This window comes from Klebsiella sp. P1CD1 (genome assembly GCF_003790505.1).
In the GTDB taxonomy this organism is placed as follows: domain Bacteria; phylum Pseudomonadota; class Gammaproteobacteria; order Enterobacterales; family Enterobacteriaceae; genus Klebsiella; species Klebsiella variicola.
The window spans coordinates 643,415-665,208 of record NZ_CP033631.1 but is presented as its reverse complement, the minus strand read 5'-3'; the positions used below and the strand labels follow the sequence as shown (position 1 = coordinate 665,208).

Here is a 21,794-nt window from a genome sequence, read left to right as displayed (position 1 = left end):
CCCCTGGGCGCCAATGTGAATACACCTTTACAGGGTAACACCGCTTTTAAAGATGGCCAGTTCGCGGAAGTCATTCTGTTCATTACAGGTCGGTTTACCGTTAGCGAAAGCCACAATGGCATCCACAAACTCCTCCAGCAGCTGCGGCATCGCTTTGCCATGGAGCAGCTGCCCGGCATCGAAGTCGATCCAGTGCTTTTTCTTCGCCGCCAGTTCGCTGTTGGTGGCGATCTTCACCGTCGGCACAAAGCCGCCGTACGGCGTGCCGCGTCCGGTGCTAAACAACACCATATGACAGCCGGCGCCGGCCAGCGCGCTGGTGGCGACCGCGTCGTTGCCCGGCGCGCTCAGCAAATTCAGACCATGAACCTTCAGGCGCTCGCCGTAGCGCAGGACATCCACCACCTGGCTGGAACCCGCTTTCTGAGTACAGCCCAGCGACTTATCTTCCAGGGTGGTGATCCCCCCGGCTTTGTTACCCGGGGAAGGGTTTTCGTAAATAGGCTGGTCGTGTGCGATAAAGTACTGCTTAAAGTCATTGACCATGGTCACCAGCTTGTCGAAGGTCGCTTCGTCACGGCAGTGACTCATCAGCAGCTGTTCAGCACCGAACATCTCCGGCACTTCGGTCAGCACGGTGGTGCCGCCGTTGGCGATCACATAGTCTGAGAAGCGGCCCAGCATCGGGTTAGCGGTAATGCCCGACAGGCCGTCCGATCCCCCGCACTCGAGACCAAACTTCAGCTCGCTCAATTTACCCGGCTGGCGTTTATCCTGACGCATCACTTCATACAGCTGATGCAGATGCGCAACCCCCGCTTCCACTTCATCGTCCTGGTGCTGGCAAACCATAAAGTGCACACGCTGCGGGTCAAACTCGCCCAGCGTTTCGCGAAAGGCATCCACCTGGTTGTTTTCACAGCCAAGGCCAACCACCAGTACCGCCCCGGCGTTCGGGTGACGAACCATATTTTGCAGCATGGTGCGAGTGTTGATGTGGTCATCCCCAAGCTGCGAGCAGCCATAGGTGTGGCTGAAGAGATGCACCCCATCGATATCCTCAGCGCCATACGTCTCTTTCAGGAAACGGTTCTGCATTTGTCTGGCCATCGCGTTGACGCAGCCGACGGTCGGCAGGATCCACAGCTCATTGCGCACGCCGACGTCACCGTTGGCGCGACGATAAATCTGCACTTCGCGATCCGCAGGCTGTGGCGGTTGGGCAACCCGGTCCGGTTGATAGCGATACGCGTCAAGGTCGCTGAGATTGGTGCGCGTATTGTGCGCATGAACATGCTCGCCCGGCGCGATATCCGCCAGCGCATGGCCAATCGGCAACCCGTACTTAACGACGTTTTCCCCTTTCGCGATAGCGCGCAGTGCAAACTTGTGGCCGCGAACGATATCCTGGCCGAGGGTGACCGAATCCTTATCAATCGTCACCACACTACCGGCAGCGATATCCGCCAGCGCGACCGCGACGTTATCCTGCGAATGGATTTTAATGTATTGCATATCAACCGACCTCTGGCCTTAGTTCAGTTCAATGGCGAAATAGTCACGCGCATTGTTAAAGCAAATGTTTTTCACCATCTCGCCCAGCAGCGCGATATCCGCAGGCGCTTCGCCGGCAGCCACCCAGCGGCCGATCATCTGGCACAGAATGCGGCGGAAGTATTCGTGGCGCGTGTAGGAGAGGAAGCTGCGGCTGTCGGTCAGCATCCCGACGAAGCGGCTCAGCAGGCCGAGCTGCGCCAGCTGGGTCATCTGCCGCTCCATGCCGTCTTTCTGATCGTTGAACCACCAGCCGGAGCCGAACTGCATCTTGCCTGGCATGCCTTCACCCTGGAAGTTACCGATCATGGTGCCCAGCACTTCGTTATCGCGCGGGTTCAGGCAGTAGAGAATGGTTTTCGGCAGCAGGTTTTCTTCGTTCTGCTTGCTCAGCAGCTTAGACAGCTCTTCCGCCATCGGGCGATCGTTGATCGAATCGAAGCCCACATCCGGGCCTAACAGTTTGAACTGACGCAGGTTGTTGTTACGCAGCGCACCGATATGGTACTGCTGTACCCAACCGCGACGGGCATATTCTGCGCCGAGGAACACCAGCACCGCGGTTTTGAACTGCGCCACTTCGTGTTCGCTGAGGGGCTCGCCAGCCAGACGGCGCGCCAGAATGGCGTCCAGCTCGGCGTCGGTCGCTTCCGCAAACAGCACCACGTCCAGCGCGTGGTCGGAGACCTTGCAGCCGTGTGCGGCAAAGTGGTCCAGACGTTTGGTCAGAGCGCTTTGCAGGTCCGCAAAACGGCGAATATCGGTATCGGACACCTCACCCAGCCTCGCCATGTAGTCATTAAAGGTCGCCTGTTCAATGTTGAATGCTTTATCCGGGCGCCAGCTCGGCAGCACTTTGATATCAAAGGAGGTATCTTTGGCGACAACCGCATGGTGCTCGAGAGAATCAATCGGATCGTCGGTGGTACCGACCATCTTCACATTCATCTGCTTCATGATCCCGCGGGCGGAGAAGGCGTCCTGAGCCAGTAAATCATTGCACTGGTCCCAGATCTCATCGGCGGTGGATGGAGACAACAGCTTACCTGTAATACCAAAAGGGCGACGCAGCTCTAAATGGGTCCAGTGGTATAACGGGTTGCCAATAGTGTGCGGCACCGTTGCCGCCCAGGCGTCAAATTTCTCGCGATCGGACGCATCACCGGTACACAGACGCTCCGGTACGCCGTTAGTGCGCATTGCGCGCCATTTGTAGTGATCGCCTTTCAGCCAGATGTCATACAGATTTTTGAAGCGATAGTTTTCGGCAACCTGCTGCGGCGGAAGGTGGCAATGGTAGTCGAAAATCGGCTGATCTTTGGCGTAATCGTGGTACAGACGGCGAGCAAATTCGGTATCGAGTAGAAAATCTTCAGTCATAAACGGTGTCATTCGCGTGTCCTCTTCGCTCCGTAGCGGGAGCCTTTCAGATGATTGACTACAATGCTGACAAAGTTATCACACCAATTTCTACAGACCGAGCTGTTTTTCGTGAGTTAGATCAATAAACGTCGATAAAAAAACGACCGCCTCATTGGAAAACACCCCGGCAGGGCGCGCCATCTCTGGCTTTCCCGGTAAGGGCTAAAGACCACACTAACTTTCCCACTTTTGTGACAGCACTCAACTTTTAAAGTTGTATGACAAGTTATCTTTCTGCCGTCGCAACATATAAACCGACGGAATGCATTACCGGTGTTTATGACATCGGCTTATACGGAATGGACACCGACTTTCAACATAACAACTGATGGTAAGGTTCGGGCCAGAGGGGGATCCCCCCTCCTGAACCCTCCGTTTCGCTTTCCCGACCGCGTATTGCCGTCAGGAAAGGCCGCACCTGATGCGGAAAGATAACAGACGATGAGGTTTACATGCGTAAAATTAAAGGGTTACGTTGGTACATGATTGCGCTGGTGACGCTAGGCACCGTGCTGGGCTACCTGACCCGTAACACCGTGGCGGCGGCCGCGCCGACGCTGATGGAAGAGTTACACATCTCGACTCAACAGTACTCCTATATCATTGCAGCCTATTCCGCTGCCTACACCGTCATGCAGCCTGTCGCGGGTTACGTCCTCGATATTCTCGGGACCAAAATCGGCTATGCCTTCTTTGCTATCGCCTGGGCGATATTCTGCGGCTCAACCGCGCTGGCAGGCAGCTGGGGCGGCCTGGCGCTGGCTCGCGGCGCAGTCGGCGCAGCGGAAGCCGCGATGATCCCTGCCGGGCTGAAAGCCAGTTCTGAATGGTTCCCGGCAAAAGAGCGCTCTATCGCGGTGGGCTACTTCAACGTCGGTTCCTCTATTGGCGCCATGATCGCGCCGCCGTTGGTGGTGTGGGCGATTGTCATGCACAGCTGGCAGATGGCGTTCATCATCTCCGGGGTATTGAGCTTCGCCTGGGCCATCGCCTGGCTTATCTTCTACAAACACCCGCGCGACCAGAAAAAATTATCTGACGAAGAACGCGACTACATCATTGGCGGTCAGGAGTCTCAGCATCAGACCAATAACGCAAAAAAAATGTCGCCGTGGCAGATCCTGCGCAACCGTCAGTTCTGGGGTATCGCCCTGCCGCGCTTCCTCGCCGAGCCGGCCTGGGGGACCTTTAACGCCTGGATCCCGCTGTTCATGTTTAAGGTTTACGGCTTTAACCTGAAAGAGATCGCGATGTTCGCCTGGATGCCGATGCTGTTCGCCGACCTCGGCTGCATCGTGGGCGGTTACCTGCCGCCGCTGTTCCAGCGCTGGTTTGGCGTCAACCTGATCGTGTCGCGTAAAATGGTGGTCACCATGGGCGCCCTGCTGATGATTGGCCCGGGGATGATCGGCCTGTTCACCAGCCCGTACGTGGCGATTGCCCTGCTGTGCATCGGCGGGTTCGCTCACCAGGCGCTGTCCGGGGCGCTGATCACCCTCTCTTCCGACGTCTTTGGCCGTAACGAAGTCGCTACCGCCAACGGTCTGACCGGGATGGCCGCCTGGCTGGCGAGCACCATGTTCGCCCTGGTTGTCGGCGCGCTGGCAGACACCATCGGCTTCAGCCCGCTGTTTGCGGTACTGGCCGTCTTTGACCTGCTGGGCGCGTTGGTTATCTGGACGGTGCTGAAAAACAAACCGGCTGACGATGACTCGACGCCGCTTAGCAGCCGCAAACCCGCCACGCAGAGTTAGATCATGTGCTGATATGACCGCTTATCGAGCCGCCTTCTCAGGCGGCTTTTTCATGCCTGCCAGTGGTGGAAAGCGTGTAAAAGTGGTATAACAAATCGAATATTGTCGCCATCTTGCGGGAGCGAATATGGAAATCATTGAACCACGCCGTCTGTATCAGCAGCTTGCCGCTGAGCTGAAGACGCGCATCGAACAAGGTGTCTACCTTGTAGGGGATAAGCTGCCCGCCGAGCGCTTTATCGCCGATGAAAAAAACGTCAGCCGCACCGTGGTTCGTGAAGCCATTATCATGCTGGAAGTGGAAGGGTATGTCGAAGTCCGCAAAGGGTCGGGTATTCATGTCATCTCCAACCATCCCAAGTACCAGCAGGTGGCCGATGAAAGCCTTGAATTCGCCAACTATGGCCCTTTTGAACTCCTGCAGGCGCGGCAGCTAATTGAAAGCAATATTGCTGAATTCGCGGCGACTCAGGTGACCAAACAGGACATCATGAAGCTGATGGAGATTCAGGAGAAAGCGCGCAACGAGAAGTGTTTCCGCGACTCCGAGTGGGATCTCCAGTTCCACGTCCAGGTGGCGCTGGCCACGCAGAACAGTGCGCTGGCGGCGATCGTGGAAAAAATGTGGACCCAGCGCGTGCATAACCCGTACTGGAAAAAGCTGCATGAGCATATCGACCTGCGCACGGTCGATAACTGGTGCGACGATCACGATCAGATCCTGAAAGCCCTGCTGCGTAAAGATCCCAACGCCGCCAAGCTGGCGATGTGGCAGCATCTGGAAAATACCAAGCAAATGCTGTTTAACGAAACCAGCGATGACTTTGAATTTAATGCCGATCGCTACTTATTTGCCGATAATCCGGTAGTTCATCTCGATACGGCGGCCAACAGCGCGAAATAAGCGCTTATCCTGACGGCGCGCGGCCCCTGCGCGCCTGCCCCCCAGGCCGGCTGGAGTAAGTAAAACATATATAGTGTCAGCCTGTGTAAATCCTCTCGCCTCCCACCGCCGCAATCAGCAAAATCAACGAGCAACACCTTGCAATTTCTCTGACGTAAAGTCAGCTGATTTGTTACAATTAGATGCATTTTGCCGTTCTGGGGGTAAGTGTTTACTTACTTCAGTCTTATACAGGGAAGCGTTCAGAGCGCCTAAGCAGCGACCAAAATCTCATAAAAATCTTGTCGCCCAACATGCCACGCGCTCAGACGTGCCGTTAACCGATGTACCAGGAATCGTGAATGGAACTTTTAACCCAGTTATTGAATGCCTTGTGGGCTCAGGATTACGAAACGCTCGCGAATCCCTCCATGATTGGCATGCTGTATTTTGTCTTGTTTATGATTTTGTTCCTTGAGAACGGGTTACTGCCTGCCGCGTTTTTACCGGGGGATAGTCTGCTTGTGCTCGTGGGCGTGCTGATCGCCAAAGGGGCGATGGGCTTTCCGGAAACCTTGCTGCTGCTTACCGCCGCCGCCAGCCTCGGCTGCTGGCTGAGCTACATTCAGGGGCGCTGGCTGGGCAATACGCGGATCGTGCAAAACTGGCTGTCGCATCTGCCCTCTCACTATCATCAACGCGCGCATCACCTGTTTCATAAGCATGGGCTCTCCGCGCTGCTGATCGGCCGCTTTATCGCCTTCGTGCGTACGCTGTTGCCGACGATTGCCGGCCTTTCAGGCCTCAATAACGCTCGCTTTCAGTTCTTTAACTGGATGAGCGGCCTGCTGTGGGTGCTCATCCTGACCTCGCTGGGCTATCTGCTGGGCAAAACCCCGGTATTCCTCAAGTATGAAGATCAGCTGATGTCCTGCCTGATGCTCCTTCCGGTCGCGCTGCTGGTCTTCGGACTGATCGGCTCGCTGGTGGTGCTGTGGAAGAAAAAATACAGAAGCCGGGGCTAATGATGGTCATTAAACGCCCCTCCCTGCGCCAGCTGAGCTGGCTGCTGGGTGGCTCTCTTGTGCTCTGCGCGCTGTTCTGGCTCTGGCTGGCAGTGCAGCAGCAGGAGGCCACGCTGGCGATCCGTCCGGTTGGCCAGGGCGTCAGCATGCCGGACGGCTTCTCCGTCTGGCATCATCTCGACGCCAACGGTATCCGCTTTAAGAGCATTACGCCGCAAAAAGATGGCCTGCTGATTAAGTTCGACTCCACCGCCCAGGGCGCGGCGGCGAAAGAGGTTCTCGGTCGCGCTCTGCCACATGGTTATATTATTGCCCTGCTGGAGGACGATAACTCGGCCACCGCCTGGTTATCCCGTCTGCGCGACGCGCCTCACCGGCTCGGGTAAACTACCGCCTTACTGCGTTTTTTACGCAGTCTGGTGGTTTCCTGCATTTGTTACTATGCTTAAACCTGCGGGAATCAACGCATTCCCGTTCACCATCGGGAACGGGTATATCCTCCGGGTATACCCTCAGACAATGGAAGGTACTATCCATGAAACACCGCATCGCTCTGCTTCTGGCCCTGACTTCACTTAGCGCCAGCGCCATAGCAGCCTCTCCCTGCCAGGAAAAAGAGCAGGATATTCAACGGGAGATCAGCTATGCCGAAAAGCATCATAATCAAAGTCGCATTGATGGGCTAAATACCGCGCTACGTCAGGTACGGGAAAACTGCAGCGACAGTAAACTCAAAGCCGATCATCAGCAAAAAATTGCCAAACAGCGGGAAGAGATCGCTGAACGTCAGCGCGATCTGCAGGAAGCCCGGAAGAAAGGCGATGCGGACAAAATCAACAAACGCCAGCATAAACTCAATGAAGCGCAACAGGAGTTAAAAACGCTGGAGTCTCGGGACTACTAATAACAGTTAACTTTCGCAACACGGACCACGCTACAGGAGAACGACATGGCTAAAGAGAATGTGACTGACGACCTTCGTGCAGAACTGAAAACGCTGGCGGATACCCTGGAGGAAGTTCTGAATTCCTCAGCGGACAAGTCGAAAGAAGAGATTGGTAAACTGCGTAGTAAAGCAGAGAGCGCGCTAAAAGAGAGTCGTGCCCGCCTGGGTGAAACCAGCGATGCGATTTTGCGTCAAACGCGCGAGACCGCCGCGCGGGCGGATGATTATGTTCGCGAAAATCCGTGGACAGGAGTCGGGATTGGTGCCGCCGTCGGGCTGGTGCTGGGTGTCCTGCTGTCGCGTCGCTGATTATGGCGAATACTCAACATACGCAGGGGCCAGGCCAGCGCGTGTTCTCCATTGGCCAGCGTATCGTCACGCTGCTGGCCGAAATGGTGGAAACACGGCTGCGCCTGGTCGTCGTGGAGCTGGAGGAGGAGAAAGCCAACCTCTTCCAGCTGCTGATCATGACCGGACTGACGCTGCTGTTTGCCGCGTTTGGCCTCATGAGTCTGCTGGTGCTGGTTATCTGGGCCGTTGACGCCCAGTACCGCCTGCACGTCATGATCGCCACCACCGTCGTTCTGCTCCTCGCCGCCGCGATCGTGGGTATCCTTACCCTACGTAAGGCGCGCCGCTCCACGCTGCTGCGCCTGACGCGTAAAGAGCTGGAGAACGACCGTGCCCTTCTGGAGGACGATAAACCGTGAATGGCCGACAGGAGCGTGAACGGCAAAAGGCGCTGCTGCTGCGCCAGATCCAGCAGCAACGACTGGAGCTTAGCGCCTGTCGTCGCCACTGGCTGGAGGCGACAGCGCCCCTCGATCGCGGCTGGCATACGCTGCTGAGTTTACGTTCGTGGCTGATGGTTGGCAGCGGTTTGATGGCCGTCTGGTCCATACGACACCCGCACTTTTTGATGCGCTGGACCAAACGCGGTCTCGGACTGTGGAGCACCTGGCGGATGGTCCGCGGGATCCTGCGCCAGTCGTCAACACACTAGCAGCCCGGAGCGCGGGCGCTTATCCCGGCGCCCCGCTCTGCCATTTCCCCGTCCGATACAATACGCCGTTCGCGGCAGACGGGGCCTTCGCCGCAACCCGCGGTTAGCCCCCCTCAGATCTCAATTCATTCCGCTCAGCCACCCGATATCGGGACGGGTAGTTCCCCTCGTCGCCAGAAAATTTCTCCTCACCGCACTTATTGCTCAGAAACTTTGAAGAAGATCTACAGTTTTCCTTGCTAACAATTCCCTCTCCGCCTCGTTACTATCCTCTCCATCGACAGCAACACCGTGTAACCACGCGGGATTGCGCTAAAAAACAAAACTGCCGCCCTTTGGGTTTTCTGGAGTAAGAAATGAAAAAATTAGAAGATGTTGGTGTACTGGTAGCGCGTATTCTGATGCCGATTCTGTTTATCACTGCTGGATGGGGCAAAATCACTGGTTACGCCGGAACCCAGCAGTATATGGAAGCCATGGGCGTGCCGGGAGCACTGCTGCCGCTGACCATTCTCCTTGAATTCGGCGGCGGTCTGGCGATTCTGTTCGGTTTCCTGACCCGTACCACCGCGTTGTTCACCGCAGGCTTTACGCTGCTGACCGCGTTCCTGTTCCACAGCAACTTTGCGGAAGGCGTGAACTCGCTGATGTTCATGAAAAACCTGACCATTGCTGGCGGTTATCTGCTGCTGGCCATTACCGGACCGGGCGCATTCAGCATCGACCGCGTACTGAATAAAAAGTGGTAAGCGCACTATACTGAGTAAAATCTAATAAAAGCGAGGGGATATCTCCTCGCTTTTGCTATCTGCAGGAGGAAGTAATGGGACAATTAGTCGACGGCGTCTGGCAAGATACCTGGTATGACACCAAATCCACCGGAGGACGATTCAAGCGTTCCGTTTCGGCCTTCCGTAACTGGCTCACGGCCGATGGCGCGCCGGGGCCTGCGGGCGAAGGTGGCTTTGCCGCGGAAAAAGACCGTTATCATCTGTATGTTTCTCTGGCCTGCCCGTGGGCGCACCGCACGTTAATTCTGCGCAAGCTGAAAGGACTGGAACCCTTTATATCCGTCTCCGTGGTCAATCCGCTGATGCTGGAAAACGGCTGGACCTTCGCCGATGATTTCCCTGGTGCTACCGGCGACCAGCTCTATCATCATCAGTTCCTCTATCAGCTCTATCTGCAGGCTGACCCGCACTATACCGGTCGCGTCACGGTCCCTGTCTTGTGGGACAAAAAACAGCAGACCATCGTCAGCAATGAGTCGGCAGAAATCATCCGCATGTTTAATACCGCCTTCGATGGTCTGGGCGCCAGAGCCGGGGATTACTATCCGCCGGCGCTGCGGGAAAAAATCGATGAACTGAACGGCTGGATCTACGACAACGTCAACAACGGCGTGTATAAGGCCGGCTTTGCCACCAGCCAGCAGGCTTACGACGAAGCGGTCGGGGCGGTCTTTACTTCACTGGAGCGGCTGGAGCAGATCCTCGGTCAGCATCGTTACCTGACGGGAAATCAGCTGACGGAAGCCGATATTCGCCTGTGGACGACGCTGGTACGGTTCGACCCGGTATATGTGACGCATTTTAAATGCGACAAACGGCGCATTAGCGATTATCTCAACCTGTACGGTTTTCTGCGCGATATCTACCAGATGCCCGGCATCGCGGAGACGGTGAGTATTCCGCATATCCGCCACCACTATTACCGCAGCCATAAAACCATTAATCCAACCGGCATTATCTCCATTGGACCGCAACAGGATCTCAACGAACCCCACGGTCGCGATCAGCGCTTCCGTTGATCTTTCGGGCGCCAGTGATGGCGCCCAATAATTCAGAAAACAGATATTTACCCACCATTCATTCACGTCTATTCTTATTGCGATCGCTTAAAAAACAAGTGATTGACGGTTAATTGAGGCGTAGAAATGGACTGGTATCTCAAGGCATTAAAAAACTATATAGGATTTGGCGGCCGTGCGCGGCGCAAAGAGTACTGGATGTTTATTCTGGTCAACCTCATCCTGACCGGCGTATTGAGCATCATCGATAAAATGCTGGGCTGGCAGCGGGCGGGCGGCGAAGGCATTCTGACGACCATCTATGGCGTACTGGTCTTTTTACCGTGGTGGGCGGTGCAGTTTCGGCGTCTGCATGACACCGACCGCTCAGCCTGGTGGCTGCTGCTGCTGTTGATCCCGGTCATCGGCTGGCTGGTGATCCTGATCTTTAACTGCCAGCGCGGCACCGAAGGCAACAATCGCTTCGGACCCGATCCGAAACCCTTCTCCTATTAATCTTCCCGCTCCTCCCGTTAACGGGAGGAGCGTCTTCATCACTATCTACCAGCAAAGAGCTTGGGGATCTCACGCAGACACCAGGACTTCGCTTCGCCCATACTGTCCCGTCGCCAGGCCATGATTATGTCAATTTCATTGGTGTATTCCGGGCTGACAACCCGCAAGCGTCCTTCGGCAATATCCTTCTCCACCAGCGGATAGGGCATGGTCGCCACGCCTAGCCCGGCCAACAGGGCCTGGCGCTTATCTTCAATGGTGCTCACCGTTAAGCGCGGCTGTTTATCCAGCAGCTGAACGGTAAGGACGGGCCGCTCGCGTGCGGTATCCGCTACTGCGACGCCGCGGTATTTCACGCGGGTCACTTCCGAGAGCGGTTCCGGCTCCTGGTGGATCGGGTGATCCGGCGCCGCGACGTACACACTGAGCACCGAATAGAGTTTGCGCGAGTTAATCTCCGAGGAGGAACGAAAATGCATATCCGGCGCGACAACAATATCCGCCCGCCCCTGCTCCAGCCGCTCCCAGGCGCCGGCCAGCACCTCGGTGATAATCGACAACTGCGTATTAGATTTGGTCGCCAGTTTTTCAATTAGCGGAAACAGATCCGGGGTGGGCACCAGCGCTTCGGTGACGATTGTCAGGTGGGTTTCCCAACCGCGCGACAACGCTTCCGCATCGGTGGTGAGTTTATCCGCCGCTTCGAGCAGCACGCGCCCGCGTTCCAGGAGCATCCGTCCAACGTTGGTGAACTTCGTGCGATGACCTGAGCGGTCAAACAGCACCACGTCCAGCTCCTCTTCCAGTTTTTGCATGGTATAGCTCAGGGCGGAAGGCACGCGTCCCAGCTCATCAGCCGCGGCAGCAAAGCTCCCACGACGGTCGATCGCATCCATCACGCGCAACGCTTCCAGCGTTAATGCTCTCTCTTTGGCCATCGCTTTCTCATTCAGGAAATTTGAACATACCGGGCAGAATATCTGGCTAACAATACAGCGTCCATACCTTTACCATTGATTTAGTGTAAAGAGAGGTCAAGAACATGATTACTACCCGAACAGCCAAACAATGCGGACAAGCAGACTTCGGCTGGCTGCAGGCCCGCTACACCTTCTCCTTTGGCCACTACTTCGACCCGAAATTACTGGGCTTCGCGTCCTTGCGCGTCCTCAACCAGGAAGTGCTGGCGCCCGGCGCTTCCTTCCAGGCCAGGACGTACCCAAAAGTCGATATCCTGAACCTGATTCTGGAAGGCGAAGCAGAATATCGCGACAGCGACGGCAACCACGTGCAGGCCAAAGCCGGTGAAGCGCTGCTTATCGCCACCCAGCCTGGCGTGAGCTATAGCGAGCATAATCTGAGCAAAGAGCAGTCGTTAACGCGAATGCAGCTGTGGCTCGACGCTTGCCCGCAGCGGGAAAACCCGCTACAGCAGAAAACCGAAGTGGTGAGCGCACCGCTGCAGCTGCTGGCCTCGCCGGAGGGAGAGAACGGCAGTCTCCAGCTTCGCCAGCAGGCCTGGGTCTACCATATCGCACTGGAGAAAGGAGAGCAGATTAGCGTGCAGCTACATGGCCCACGCGCTTACCTGCAGTCAATCCACGGCACCGTCCATGCCGTCGCGCAGGAACAACAAAAACAGGCTCTCACCTGTGGTGACGGCGCATTTATTCGTGACGAAGCTAACATTACCCTCGTCGCCGATACGCCGCTGCGCGCTTTGCTGATAGATTTACCGGTGTAACAACGGAAGGGATGGAGTCTGTCAGTGAGTAAAAAGAAAAACAGAAAAAAGGCGTCCCCGACGCCATCAGCCCCGACGCAGCCGGAAACCGCCGGCGTCGTCAGCTTTGGTTATGATGAGATGCTGAGCGAACTGGAAGCCATTGTTGTCGAAGCGGAGATTCGTCTGCGGGATGAAGAAAGTCTCGCCTGAAAAGGCAATATCAATGATTCGATTTTCGTTTATAGCCTGAAGATAATATCGGCCCCGAAAGGGGCCGATGGCATTATTCGCTCAGCGCGTCGGCAAGATCTTTTTTCACCTGGGTACGCTGCTCCGGCGTCAGGACCTGATTCACATCGAAATAATACTTCACGCGGTAATAACGCACCTGCTGATCGATCTTACTGAAGGCAGCCAGCTGATCCTTGACCGCCTTTTCATCCCATTTTCCGGAATCAATCACGTTAATCAGGGCGCCATCTTTAATGTCTTGCTGCGAAATCTGTTGAACATTATTTTCCAGTTGCTGATGCAGGCTTTTAATTTTCGCAACCTGATCGCTGGTGAGTTTTAAGTGCTGGACAATAGGGTCCTGCGCCGGCGCTGGCGCCGCCTGCACGTCCGCGGCTTGCGCAGACAGAGAGAAACCGGTAGTCAGAAGGGCTGCAAACGCAATACGGGTCATTAATTTCATTGTTTTATCCTGAAGTGAAAGTGTCTGAAATAGCGGTTTATTATTTTACAGTTGGTAGTGAATAAATGTAAAAAATAATACCTAAAGATTATTCACATCGTGCACCTGATCACAAACCATTCAATACATAAGAAATTCAAATGTTCTCACCAAATGAATTCATATGAAAAATACCACGTTTATATAAAATGACTTTAGCGCTTATCACGGAAATTAATTGACAGTAGCCACGGTTGCTTTATTTAATTAGCGAGAAAGATGTCATACATAAAAGCAGGGATATCATTTTTAAAATATATAAGGAGATAGTTATGTTATTACGCACTCGCGTATTACCGCTGGTTTTTGTCATCTCGCTGTTAAGCGGCTGCGGCCTGGCGTCTAAAGCCTTTTATTCCGCGGGAGACAAATTATTTCAACCGGGAGATGACGCCGTCGCTTCGATGCAGACGTATTCAGTCGCCCAGTTCCTGCAGCCGTTTACCCTCAACCCGGCGAAGGCCAGCAGCGATTATCTGGGCAAATGGGTCAAGGTGCGCGGCGTGATTGTCGACATTCGCCGAATGAGCGGTATCGCCGGCAGCTACTATTTTACCGTGACCATGCGAGACGAACAGAATAAAACGGATAAACGTCTGACCTTCAATTTTGGCTCACATAACAGCGCAGACGTTGAGGCGTTAAGCAATGGCAGCGTCGCCACGATCGTCGGCCAGGTTCATCAGGTGCAAGATTCCACGATCCCGACGCTACAGAATCCTAAGGTGGTTAAATAACGGTAACTGACCGATAAGCCGCGTTCTTTTGGTATAGCGTCGTGGACAGTCATTCATCCTGTTCCCGCTATCCGAATAGTCAAAACCCCGCCGGAGCAGGGTTTTAGCGTAAAAGGTGAAACTGACCGATAAGCCGCGTTCTTCTGGTATAGCGTCGTGGACAGTCATTCATCCTGCTTTCGGTATTCGAATAGCAAAAACCCCGCCGGAGCGGGGTTTTGACATAAAGAGGTGAAACTGACCGATAAGCCGCGTTCTTTTGGTATAGCGTCGTGGACAGTCATTCATCCTGCTTCCGGTATTCGAATAGCAAAAACCCCGCCGGAGCGGGGTTTTTGCATAAAGAGGTGAAACTGACCGATAAGCCGCCTTCTTCTGGTATAGCGTCGTGGACAGTCATTCATCCTGCTTCCGGTATTCGAATAGCAAAAACCCCGCCGGAGCGGGGTTTTTGCATAAAGAGGTGAAACTGACCGATAAGCCGGGTTCTGTCGTGGACAGTCATTCATCTAGGCCAGCAATCGCTCACTGGCTCAAGCAGCCTACCCGGGTTCAGTACGGGCCGTACCTTATGAACCCCTATTTGGCCTTGCTCCGGGTGGAGTTTACCGTGCCGCGGACTGTTACCAGCCGCGCGGTGCGCTCTTACCGCACCCTTTCACCCTTACCTGATCCCGCTTACGCGGGCCATCGGCGGTTTGCTCTCTGTTGCACTGGTCGTGGGCTGTGACACCCCCCAGGCGTTACCTGGCACCTTGCCCTATGGAGCCCGGACTTTCCTCCCCTCCGCCCGTCTCCCCCCGAAGGAGGACGACGACGAAGCGGCGACTGTCTGGTCAGCTTCGGCGCGCAGTATAGAGGGTTTACCGCCCGTTGTCATCCTTCTGTCGTCATCCCAACCTGCAGGGTGGCGGCGATATTGCGCGACGCGCGGTAAATGTTATCAAACGCCCCGCGAAATGCCTCTTCCAGCGTCGAAACTGTGGTTAACACGCTGAAAACCGCATCGATGCCGTGATGATGAACCACGCCGACGTCGTGGGTCAGGCTGCCAGCAATACCGATCACCGGCTTACGGTATTTTTTCGCCACCCGGGCTATCCCCACCGGCACCTTACCGTGAATAGACTGGCTATCGATCCGCCCTTCTCCGGTGACCACCAGCGAGCAGTCATGGATCTGCTCTTCCAGCTTCAGCGCCTCGGTAACGATCTCAATCCCGCTACGCAGTTCCGCATTAAGAAAAGCCATCAGCGCCGCGCCCATGCCGCCGGCCGCCCCCGCCCCGGGGATCGGCTTAACGTCCACCTGCAGCGACGCCTTAATGACGTCGGCGAAGTGCGCCAGATTACGATCCAGCTCAACGATCATCGCCTCGGTCGCCCCTTTCTGCGGGCCAAAGATCCGCGACGCGCCGCGCTCGCCCACCAGCGGGTTAGTGACGTCGCAGGCCACGTGGATCATCCTGTCACGTAAGCGTGGATCGATGGCGGAAAGATCGATCCGGCTCAGACGGCTCAGGCTACCGCCGCCATGGCCGATCTCCTGCCCCTCGGCGTCGCAAAGACGGGCGCCTAGCGCCTGCATCATGCCCGCCCCACCATCATTGGTCGCACTGCCGCCGATACCGATAATGATCCGTTTCGCGCCATGTTCCAGCGCCTGTAATATCAGCTCGCCGGTACCGCGTGAAGTGGTGATGAGAGGGTTGCGTTTTTCGGGCGGAACGAGTCCCAGGCCGCTGGCCGCCGCCATCTCAATAAACGCAGTGACGCCATCGCCGGACATGCCCCAGCAGGCCTCCACTTTCTCGCCCAGCGGGCCAGTCACCCATGCGGAATGTTCCGTTCCCTGCGTCGCGGCAATCATCGCCTCCACCGTTCCCTCGCCGCCGTCGGCGACGGGCATGGAAACATACTGCGCGTCGGGGAAAATTTCACGGAATCCTTTTTCTATCGCCTGAGCTACCTCGGCGGCAGACAGGCTTTCTTTGTAAGAGTCTGGGGCAATGACGATTTTCATAAGTTTGTAGCCTGACAGTGCCGCGCAAGGCAAGAATAACAGGGCGCGTGGTGCGCCCTTCTTGTTAGCGAGTGACTTCCACTTTCGCCAGTTTTTCGTAATAGCACGCCAGCGCGCTATGGTCCGCGGTGCCCAGACCGTCCGCACGCAGCGCCTGCATCATCTCCATTACCGCCGCCGTCAGCGGTAGCTGAGCGCCCACGCCATGGGACGTATCCAGGGCGTTCGCCAGATCTTTAATATGCAGGTCGATACGGAATCCCGGCTTGAAGTTACGATCCATCACCATCGGCGCTTTGGCATCCAGCACGGTACTGCCCGCCAGGCCGCCACGGATCGCCTGATATACCAGATCCGGATTGACGCCAGCTTTGGTTGCCAGAGTCAGCGCTTCAGACATCGCCGCGATGTTCAGGGCGACAATCACCTGGTTAGCCAGTTTGGTGACGTTGCCCGCGCCGATGTCGCCGGTATGCACCACGGAGCCCGCCATCGCTTTCATCAGATCGTAGTATTTATCAAAGATCGCCTTATCGCCGCCGACCATCACCGACAGGGTGCCGTCGATGGCTTTTGGTTCGCCACCGCTCACCGGCGCATCCAGCATATCAATACCCTTGGCTTTCAGCGCTTCGCTGATTTCCCGACTCGCCAGCGGCGCGATAGAGCTCATATCAATCACCACGGTGCCCGGCTTTGCGCCTTCGATAATGCCGTTTTCACCCAGCGCCACCTCTTTCACATGCGGAGAGTTTGGCAGCATGGTGATAATGACGTCGCACTGTTCGGCAATCGCCTTCGGCGTCGTCGCGGTCTCTGCACCCGCGGCGATCACGTCGGCAATCGCTTCCGGGTTACGGTCAGACACCACCAGCGAATAACCTGCTTTCAGCAAATTTTTGCTCATCGGTTTGCCCATAATGCCAAGACCGATAAAACCCACTTTGATTGTCATAATGTTCTCTCTCTTCATCCTGGTGATTATTTTTTAAACGCATCAGCAAGTTTCTGCGTTGCTGAGCGGAAGACGCCCAGATCGCTGCCGACGGCGACGAAGGTCGCGCCCCATTCCAGATAGCGGCGCGCATCGGCTTCCACCGGCGCCAGAATGCCACTTGGCTTACCGTGTTTCTTCGCGCTGGCGAAGATATGCTGGATGGCGCGCTGTACCTCAGGATGGGCGGCATTGCCCAGATGACCTAAGGCCGCGGCCAGGTCGCTCGGGCCGACGAACAGGCCGTCGACGCCGTCGGTCGCGGCAATCGCCTCGACGTTGTCCACCCCGGTCTGGCTCTCAATCTGCACCAGAATGGAAATGTTCTTGTTGGACTGGGCGAAGTAGTCCGCCACGGTGCCAAACATATTGCCGCGGTGGGAAACGGAAACCCCGCGGATCCCTTCCGGCGGATAACGGGTCGAAGACACCGCCTGCGCCGCCTGTTCAGCCGTCTCGACAAACGGCACCAGGAAGTTATAGAAGCCGATGTCCAGCATGCGCTTGATGATGATCGGCTCATTGGTCGGCACACGGACTACCTGCGCGCTGGAGCTGCCCTTCAGCGCCATCAGCTGTGGGATAAGCGTGGTCACGTCGTTCGGCGCGTGTTCCGCATCCAGCACCAGCCAGTCGAAACCGGCCAGACCCAGCACCTCAGTGCTGATCGGGTTAGCCAGCGCGCACCAGCAGCCAATCTGCACCTGATGAGCCGCCAGCGCGGCCTTAAATTTGTTCGGGAAAATTGCGTTATCCATGATGTTTACCTTGCGTTAATCGTTGCTTACTTCTGCAATTCCAGGCGTTTAATCTCGCGAACCATAAATATAATCAGCAGAATAAAATAGCGAGTTGGTATTCCTTGTTTCTCATCCCATCCAGGATCATGAAGATATTCATCAAACACAGAACACCTTTTATTATTTTTTTAATCGGGTTCTTTATTTGTTAAATAGACGATATCAACGCTCTCTTATTGCCTATCGGCTACCTCAAAAACATGACACAGTATAATCAGCCTGCCATCGCCAGACACCATGCATAATCACAATATAAATGTCTTATCTGACGCTTTAGTTAGGCAAATGCCACAAGTCATGGGCGCTAATCCACAGTTCTCATGATTGCCTGTCGGTGCGTGAGCTTCGTCGCAAAGAGGGGTGATACAGATCACATTTTAAAGCCATTACTCCTGACATTCTTTATTTCATTATTCTTTTCTACAGCACCAGAATGACCATTTCATTCTTTTTTTAGCACCTTTTTGGAGATGACTGGACAATGGCTGACATTGCAATTCGACAACAATCGCCAACCGCGTTTTATATTAAAGTTGACCCGGCAGATAACGTGGCGATTATTGTCAACGATCGGGGATTGACCGCCGGAACACGTTTCCCGGACGGCCTGACGCTCGTCGAACACATCCCACAGGGTCATAAAGTAGCCCTGGTGGATATCCCTGCCCGCGGTGAAATCATCCGCTACGGAGAAGTGATTGGCTTCGCCGTGCGCGACATCCCACAGGGAAGCTGGATTGACGAATCGCTGGTGGAACTGCCCACCGCCCCGCCGTTGAACACCCTGCCGCTGGCGACCAAAGTGCCTGAACCCCTACCGCCGCTGGAAGGCTATACCTTTGAAGGGTACCGCAATGCCGATGGCAGCGTGGGCACCAAGAACCTGCTGGGCATCACCACCAGCGTGCACTGTGTGGCGGGCGTGGTTGATTATGTGGTGAAAATCATTGAACGCGACCTGCTGCCGAAATACCCCAACGTCGACGGCGTGGCAGGCCTGAACCACCTCTACGGTTGCGGCGTGGCGATTAATGCGCCGGCGGCGGTAGTGCCAATTCGCACTATCCACAATATCGCCCTCAACCCGAATTTCGGCGGTGAGGTGATGGTCATTGGCCTCGGCTGTGAAAAGCTGCAGCCGGAACGCCTGCTGCAGGGCACGGAAGACGTCAAAAGTATCCCGGTGGACAGCGCCAGCATCGTCAGCCTGCAGGATGAAAAGCATGTTGGTTTTAAATCGATGGTCGATGACATTCTGCAGGTGGCCGAGCGCCACCTGGCGAAACTGAACCAGCGCCAGCGGGAAACCTGTCCGGCTTCAGAGCTGGTGGTCGGCATGCAGTGCGGCGGCAGCGACGCCTTCTCCGGTGTGACCGCCAACCCGGCGGTGGGTTATGCATCCGACCTGCTGGTGCGCTGCGGCGCGACGGTGATGTTCTCGGAAGTGACCGAAGTCCGCGACGCCATCCATCTGTTAACCCCGCGGGCGATTAACGAAGAGGTCGGCAAACGCCTGCTGGAAGAGATGGCCTGGTACGATAACTATCTCGACATGGGCAAAACCGACCGCAGCGCCAACCCCTCCCCCGGCAACAAAAAAGGCGGCCTGGCCAACGTGGTGGAAAAAGCATTGGGTTCTATTGCTAAATCAGGGAAAAGCGCCATCGTCGAGGTGCTCTCTCCAGGCCAGCGTCCGACCAAACGCGGCCTGATTTATGCCGCTACCCCCGCCAGCGATTTTGTCTGCGGCACCCAGCAGGTCGCCTCTGGCATTACCGTGCAGGTGTTCACCACCGGTCGCGGCACGCCGTATGGCCTGATGGCGGTACCCGTAATAAAAATGGCGACCCGTACCGAGCTGGCCAACCGCTGGTATGACTTAATGGACATTAACGCCGGGACCATCGCCACTGGCGAAGAGACGATTGAGGATGTCGGGCGGAAGCTGTTCGAATTTATTCTCGACGTCGCCAGCGGACGCAAGAAAACCTTCTCCGATCAATGGGGCCTGCACAACCAGCTGGCGGTGTTTAACCCGGCGCCGGTGACCTGATCGAGAGCGTGAGAATTTAACTACTTTTAGCCCGGATTTATCCGGGCTTGTTGGTTACGGATGCTGTGCGGCAAGGAAAGCGCGGATCTGCGCCTGCGTCGAGGTGCCTTCCATGGGGCCGCGTTGGCTAATCGCCAACGAGCCGCTGGCGTTTGCCCATCTCAGCGCCTCCTGCGGCGTGGCGCCATTGAGGAACAGGCTGACAAAGGTGGCGCCAAAGCAATCCCCGGCACCAGTCGGATCCACCACCGGCACGTTGAAGCCGGCGACATGGTGTGTCTCGTTGGCGCTAAAGTAGCTGGCGCCACGCGGCCCACGTTTAATCACCACATGCTTCACGCCGCGTTTCAATAGCTTATCAACCAGGATCTGCTCATTGCGCTCCGGATTGAGGCCAAAATAATCCAGCTCACCGTCGCTCGGCAGGAAAATATCGGTGTAATCGAGAATGTATTCAAACGCCTGCGACATCTCGGGAATGTTCAGCATCTCTTTGCGAATGTTTGGGTCGAACGACACCGTACCGTTGCGGCCTTTAATGTTTTCAATCGCTTTACGCATCGCATCGATAATACGGAACGAGAACAGCGACGATCCCATAATATGAAAATGCTGACACTGATTTAGCAGCGCCTCATCAATGTGGTCGGCAGTCAGCAAACCGCAGGCGCTGTTAGGCATATTAAAAATAAAATCGCGCTGCGCCTGGCTACGATAGCTGACGAAGGCGCTACCGGTGGTCGCTTTCTGCAGCATGGCGATACCGTTGACGTTAACGCCATCTTTCTCCAGACGCGCAATATTCATCTCGCCAAATGCGTCGTTGCCCACGCAGCTAAACAACACAGAGCCAAAACCCAGCTTTGCCACCTGATCGGCAAAGATTGCCGGCGCCCCGCTGGGATAGGGCCCCCAAAATTCACCGGGGCGGGAAAAACCCTGATTCTCTTCCTTGGCGAGAAACTCCACCAGCAGTTCGCCGATGGTGCAAATGGTTACGTTCATCACCGCTCCTGGTTTGTCTTATGCAAAGCCGTGTTGAGCCATGTCAGGCATTCATTGTTGGTATAGCTGTTGGTCAAACCCGCAGCGAGGAAGCAGGCATGGTACTCTGCCGCGACGACCTGCGGGGTCACCACGCTGCTGATCTGTTGCAATTCACCGACAGCATAACGTTTCTCACCGTAGACCGGTCTGGACGCAACAATCGCGATAGCTCTTTCGCTCTGCGCCACAGCCTCATTCAGTAGATGTGCTGTGGCCTCGTTACGCACGCTCAGCGTACCGTCTTCGGCAATATGATCCACCGCAATCAGCGCATGTGATGGCCGGTAATGACCTAACGCTTTCAGCGCCAGATCGCCCTCCACAATCCGCCCCTGCCCGGACAGCACCCCACCAAGCAGAACGGTTTCCCCATTTAAAAACTCCTGCGCCAGCGCGACATGGCCCAGATCGTTTAACAGCAGGCAAAGTTCTTCTCTGTTGGCCAGAAAGGGGATCACTTTACGCAAAATGGAACCTTGGCCTAAAAATAGCGTTTCGCCATCTTCTATCTGCGCCGCCACCTGGCGAGCCATTTCCGTCTCCAGCGCTTTATCCCTGACGGCTGGTGCTTCCCGCATCACCGCAACCGGCGCGCCAGCCTGGGCGGTATAAATCGCCCCGCCGAAGGAGCGTTTTAAGTAGCCCTGCTGCTCGAGGTAGTTGAGATCGTTACGGATTGTCACTCCGGAAACAGCCAGCATTTCGGCCAGATCGTCGACTTTGATCTCGCCGTTCTTACGAACGATCTCTGCGATGTCCAAGCGCCTTTTCAGCAGGCTGGTTGACGGTT

General features: G+C 55.7%; 24 protein-coding genes and 1 other RNA gene. 15 read left to right on the top strand and 10 right to left on the bottom strand.

What is annotated here, in order from left to right; translation table 11 throughout:
- Positions 1–27 precede the first annotated feature (27 nt).
- Together DTA24_RS03340 and uxaC are read right to left on the bottom strand one after the other, a co-directional pair.
- On the bottom strand, positions 28–1,515 hold the full coding sequence (locus DTA24_RS03340; RefSeq protein ID WP_022066320.1) for a UxaA family hydrolase: 1,488 nt from the start codon (positions 1,513–1,515) through the stop codon (positions 28–30).
- 18 nt (positions 1,516–1,533) lie between these two features.
- Positions 1,534–2,946 (bottom strand): glucuronate isomerase, encoded by a 1,413-nt coding sequence (uxaC, locus tag DTA24_RS03335; RefSeq protein ID WP_022066321.1) that lies wholly within the window; start codon positions 2,944–2,946, stop codon positions 1,534–1,536.
- Positions 2,947–3,428: 482 nt separating this feature from the next.
- On the opposite strand from uxaC, the gene DTA24_RS03330 reads away from it, so the two are divergent.
- The 11 genes from DTA24_RS03330 to DTA24_RS03280 all read left to right on the top strand — a co-directional run bounded on the left by DTA24_RS03330 (position 3,429) and on the right by DTA24_RS03280 (position 10,892).
- The gene (locus tag DTA24_RS03330) at positions 3,429–4,730 is read left to right on the top strand and encodes an MFS transporter (protein ID WP_008806582.1); all 1,302 of its coding nucleotides are present in this window, start codon (positions 3,429–3,431) and stop codon (positions 4,728–4,730) included.
- Positions 4,731–4,857: 127 nt separating this feature from the next.
- A complete protein-coding gene (gene exuR, locus DTA24_RS03325) occupies positions 4,858–5,634 on the top strand; it encodes a transcriptional regulator ExuR (protein ID WP_012967188.1) in 777 nt (258 codons plus the stop codon).
- A 341-nt stretch (positions 5,635–5,975) separates the two neighbouring features.
- Positions 5,976–6,638 (top strand): DedA family general envelope maintenance protein YqjA, encoded by a 663-nt coding sequence (gene yqjA / locus DTA24_RS03320; protein ID WP_004206121.1) that lies wholly within the window; start codon positions 5,976–5,978, stop codon positions 6,636–6,638.
- A gap of 8 nt (positions 6,639–6,646) precedes the next feature.
- Complete coding sequence (gene mzrA, locus DTA24_RS03315; RefSeq protein WP_162493301.1) at positions 6,647–7,024, top strand: EnvZ/OmpR regulon moderator MzrA; 378 nt, start codon at positions 6,647–6,649, stop codon at positions 7,022–7,024.
- 149 nt (positions 7,025–7,173) lie between these two features.
- Complete coding sequence (locus tag DTA24_RS03310) at positions 7,174–7,542, top strand: DUF1090 domain-containing protein (protein ID WP_008806585.1); 369 nt, start codon at positions 7,174–7,176, stop codon at positions 7,540–7,542.
- Between the two features lie 45 nt (positions 7,543–7,587).
- On the top strand, positions 7,588–7,893 hold the full coding sequence (locus DTA24_RS03305; RefSeq protein WP_008806586.1) for a DUF883 family protein: 306 nt from the start codon (positions 7,588–7,590) through the stop codon (positions 7,891–7,893).
- 2 nt (positions 7,894–7,895) lie between these two features.
- Complete coding sequence (locus tag DTA24_RS03300; protein WP_008806587.1) at positions 7,896–8,294, top strand: phage holin family protein; 399 nt, start codon at positions 7,896–7,898, stop codon at positions 8,292–8,294.
- Positions 8,291–8,587 carry a YqjK-like family protein gene (locus DTA24_RS03295; RefSeq protein ID WP_008806588.1) on the top strand — a complete coding sequence of 99 codons (297 nt, stop codon included), beginning with the start codon at positions 8,291–8,293 and terminating at the stop codon, positions 8,585–8,587. Before DTA24_RS03300 ends, DTA24_RS03295 begins: the two co-directional genes overlap by 4 nt.
- A gap of 356 nt (positions 8,588–8,943) precedes the next feature.
- The gene (locus DTA24_RS03290) at positions 8,944–9,336 is read left to right on the top strand and encodes a DoxX family protein (RefSeq protein ID WP_002917920.1); all 393 of its coding nucleotides are present in this window, start codon (positions 8,944–8,946) and stop codon (positions 9,334–9,336) included.
- 74 nt (positions 9,337–9,410) lie between these two features.
- Positions 9,411–10,397 carry a glutathione S-transferase family protein gene (locus DTA24_RS03285; RefSeq protein WP_016161864.1) on the top strand — a complete coding sequence of 329 codons (987 nt, stop codon included), beginning with the start codon at positions 9,411–9,413 and terminating at the stop codon, positions 10,395–10,397.
- 126 nt (positions 10,398–10,523) lie between these two features.
- The gene (locus DTA24_RS03280) at positions 10,524–10,892 is read left to right on the top strand and encodes a DUF805 domain-containing protein (RefSeq protein ID WP_008806590.1); all 369 of its coding nucleotides are present in this window, start codon (positions 10,524–10,526) and stop codon (positions 10,890–10,892) included.
- Between the two features lie 41 nt (positions 10,893–10,933).
- On the opposite strand, the gene DTA24_RS03275 is transcribed toward DTA24_RS03280, so the two are convergent.
- Positions 10,934–11,830 (bottom strand): LysR family transcriptional regulator, encoded by an 897-nt coding sequence (locus tag DTA24_RS03275; protein WP_004144865.1) that lies wholly within the window; start codon positions 11,828–11,830, stop codon positions 10,934–10,936.
- Positions 11,831–11,934: 104 nt separating this feature from the next.
- Here DTA24_RS03275 and DTA24_RS03270 point away from each other — a divergent pair, with 104 nt between their 5' ends.
- A complete protein-coding gene (locus DTA24_RS03270) occupies positions 11,935–12,636 on the top strand; it encodes a pirin family protein (protein ID WP_008806591.1) in 702 nt (233 codons plus the stop codon).
- A 24-nt stretch (positions 12,637–12,660) separates the two neighbouring features.
- On the top strand, positions 12,661–12,828 hold the full coding sequence (locus DTA24_RS27905; protein WP_008806592.1) for a hypothetical protein: 168 nt from the start codon (positions 12,661–12,663) through the stop codon (positions 12,826–12,828).
- 73 nt (positions 12,829–12,901) lie between these two features.
- Here the strand turns inward: DTA24_RS27905 and DTA24_RS03265 are convergent, their stop codons facing one another.
- Positions 12,902–13,312, bottom strand: a complete 411-nt coding sequence (locus tag DTA24_RS03265) for a Spy/CpxP family protein refolding chaperone (protein WP_008806593.1) — start codon at positions 13,310–13,312, stop codon at positions 12,902–12,904.
- 311 nt (positions 13,313–13,623) lie between these two features.
- On the opposite strand from DTA24_RS03265, the gene DTA24_RS03260 reads away from it, so the two are divergent.
- Complete coding sequence (locus DTA24_RS03260; RefSeq protein WP_012540494.1) at positions 13,624–14,088, top strand: OB-fold putative lipoprotein; 465 nt, start codon at positions 13,624–13,626, stop codon at positions 14,086–14,088.
- 461 nt (positions 14,089–14,549) lie between these two features.
- On the opposite strand, the gene rnpB is transcribed toward DTA24_RS03260, so the two are convergent.
- The 4 genes from rnpB to garL form a co-directional block, all read right to left on the bottom strand.
- Positions 14,550–14,932, bottom strand: an RNA gene (rnpB, locus tag DTA24_RS03255) — RNase P RNA component class A.
- A gap of 32 nt (positions 14,933–14,964) precedes the next feature.
- Positions 14,965–16,110, bottom strand: a complete 1,146-nt coding sequence (gene garK / locus DTA24_RS03250) for a glycerate 2-kinase (protein ID WP_032741020.1) — start codon at positions 16,108–16,110, stop codon at positions 14,965–14,967.
- 64 nt (positions 16,111–16,174) lie between these two features.
- The gene (gene garR / locus DTA24_RS03245) at positions 16,175–17,065 is read right to left on the bottom strand and encodes a 2-hydroxy-3-oxopropionate reductase (RefSeq protein WP_012540492.1); all 891 of its coding nucleotides are present in this window, start codon (positions 17,063–17,065) and stop codon (positions 16,175–16,177) included.
- Positions 17,066–17,091: 26 nt separating this feature from the next.
- Complete coding sequence (gene garL / locus DTA24_RS03240) at positions 17,092–17,862, bottom strand: 2-dehydro-3-deoxyglucarate aldolase (protein ID WP_016161867.1); 771 nt, start codon at positions 17,860–17,862, stop codon at positions 17,092–17,094.
- Between the two features lie 523 nt (positions 17,863–18,385).
- Here garL and garD point away from each other — a divergent pair.
- On the top strand, positions 18,386–19,957 hold the full coding sequence (gene garD, locus DTA24_RS03235) for a galactarate dehydratase (protein WP_123836550.1): 1,572 nt from the start codon (positions 18,386–18,388) through the stop codon (positions 19,955–19,957).
- A 54-nt stretch (positions 19,958–20,011) separates the two neighbouring features.
- Here garD and DTA24_RS03230 read toward each other — a convergent pair whose 3' ends face one another.
- Together DTA24_RS03230 and DTA24_RS03225 are read right to left on the bottom strand one after the other, a co-directional pair.
- The gene (locus DTA24_RS03230) at positions 20,012–20,962 is read right to left on the bottom strand and encodes a sugar kinase (protein WP_012967182.1); all 951 of its coding nucleotides are present in this window, start codon (positions 20,960–20,962) and stop codon (positions 20,012–20,014) included.
- Positions 20,962–21,765, bottom strand: coding sequence for a DeoR/GlpR family DNA-binding transcription regulator (locus DTA24_RS03225; protein ID WP_164481360.1), 804 nt, complete (start codon positions 21,763–21,765; stop codon positions 20,962–20,964). The genes DTA24_RS03230 and DTA24_RS03225 overlap by 1 nt, the downstream gene beginning before the upstream one ends.
- Positions 21,766–21,794: the final 29 nt, after the last annotated feature.

Coding starts and splice junctions, on each gene's coding strand:
- DTA24_RS03290 (WP_002917920.1), top strand. CDS start 8,944: ATGAAAAAATTAGAAGATGTTGGTGTACTGGTAGCGCGTATTCTGATG.
- DTA24_RS03310 (WP_008806585.1), top strand. CDS start 7,174: ATGAAACACCGCATCGCTCTGCTTCTGGCCCTGACTTCACTTAGCGCC.
- DTA24_RS03300 (WP_008806587.1), top strand. CDS start 7,896: ATGGCGAATACTCAACATACGCAGGGGCCAGGCCAGCGCGTGTTCTCC.
- DTA24_RS03280 (WP_008806590.1), top strand. CDS start 10,524: ATGGACTGGTATCTCAAGGCATTAAAAAACTATATAGGATTTGGCGGC.
- uxaC (WP_022066321.1), bottom strand. CDS start 2,946: ATGACACCGTTTATGACTGAAGATTTTCTACTCGATACCGAATTTGCT.
- garD (WP_123836550.1), top strand. CDS start 18,386: ATGGCTGACATTGCAATTCGACAACAATCGCCAACCGCGTTTTATATT.
- yqjA (WP_004206121.1), top strand. CDS start 5,976: ATGGAACTTTTAACCCAGTTATTGAATGCCTTGTGGGCTCAGGATTAC.
- DTA24_RS03270 (WP_008806591.1), top strand. CDS start 11,935: ATGATTACTACCCGAACAGCCAAACAATGCGGACAAGCAGACTTCGGC.
- DTA24_RS03275 (WP_004144865.1), bottom strand. CDS start 11,830: ATGGCCAAAGAGAGAGCATTAACGCTGGAAGCGTTGCGCGTGATGGAT.
- DTA24_RS03305 (WP_008806586.1), top strand. CDS start 7,588: ATGGCTAAAGAGAATGTGACTGACGACCTTCGTGCAGAACTGAAAACG.
- DTA24_RS03230 (WP_012967182.1), bottom strand. CDS start 20,962: ATGAACGTAACCATTTGCACCATCGGCGAACTGCTGGTGGAGTTTCTC.
- exuR (WP_012967188.1), top strand. CDS start 4,858: ATGGAAATCATTGAACCACGCCGTCTGTATCAGCAGCTTGCCGCTGAG.
- garR (WP_012540492.1), bottom strand. CDS start 17,065: ATGACAATCAAAGTGGGTTTTATCGGTCTTGGCATTATGGGCAAACCG.
- DTA24_RS03265 (WP_008806593.1), bottom strand. CDS start 13,312: ATGAAATTAATGACCCGTATTGCGTTTGCAGCCCTTCTGACTACCGGT.
- garK (WP_032741020.1), bottom strand. CDS start 16,110: ATGAAAATCGTCATTGCCCCAGACTCTTACAAAGAAAGCCTGTCTGCC.
- garL (WP_016161867.1), bottom strand. CDS start 17,862: ATGGATAACGCAATTTTCCCGAACAAATTTAAGGCCGCGCTGGCGGCT.
- DTA24_RS03260 (WP_012540494.1), top strand. CDS start 13,624: ATGTTATTACGCACTCGCGTATTACCGCTGGTTTTTGTCATCTCGCTG.
- DTA24_RS03330 (WP_008806582.1), top strand. CDS start 3,429: ATGCGTAAAATTAAAGGGTTACGTTGGTACATGATTGCGCTGGTGACG.
- DTA24_RS03340 (WP_022066320.1), bottom strand. CDS start 1,515: ATGCAATACATTAAAATCCATTCGCAGGATAACGTCGCGGTCGCGCTG.
- DTA24_RS03285 (WP_016161864.1), top strand. CDS start 9,411: ATGGGACAATTAGTCGACGGCGTCTGGCAAGATACCTGGTATGACACC.